This is a genomic window from Stenotrophomonas sp. CASM106 (genome assembly GCF_049384825.1).
GTDB classification, from domain to species: Bacteria; Pseudomonadota; Gammaproteobacteria; order Xanthomonadales; family Xanthomonadaceae; genus Stenotrophomonas; species Stenotrophomonas muris.
This window is the reverse complement of the sequence record NZ_JBMRFS010000091.1, coordinates 1-395: the sequence shown is the minus strand read 5'-3', so window position 1 is coordinate 395 and position 395 is coordinate 1. Positions and strand designations below refer to the sequence as shown.

At 68.6% G+C, this 395-nt stretch carries 1 protein-coding gene; it reads left to right on the top strand.

What is annotated here, in order from left to right; all coding sequences use genetic code 11:
* Window positions 1-395 (top strand): hypothetical protein (locus tag VG556_RS22665; protein ID WP_423180089.1); only part of this gene is annotated, 395 nt, incomplete at both ends.

Here is a 395-nt window from a genome sequence, read left to right as displayed (position 1 = left end):
GTGCAGTGACACTCACCGCAGCGGGAACCGGCTTCGACATCTCGACGTCCGGTGCCAGCCAGACCATTGGTTCGTTGGCCGGGGTGACCGGCTCCACGGTCACTCTGGGCGCGCAGTCGCTGATCCTCGGCGGCAACGGCAACAGCGTGTTCGACGGCGCGATCTCCGGTACCGGCGGCCTGGTCAAGAACGGCACCGGCATCCTCACGCTGGGCGGCGCCAACCTGTTCAACGGCGGCCTGGCGCTCAACGGCGGTGGCCTGGTGGTCGGCAACAGCGCCGCGCTCGGCAGCGGTGCGCTGACGGTGGGGGCCAGCGCTACGCTGGATGCTTCGACCGCGGCCAACCTGGCCAACAACATCACGCTGGCATCAGGTGCCAACCTCAACCTGCTG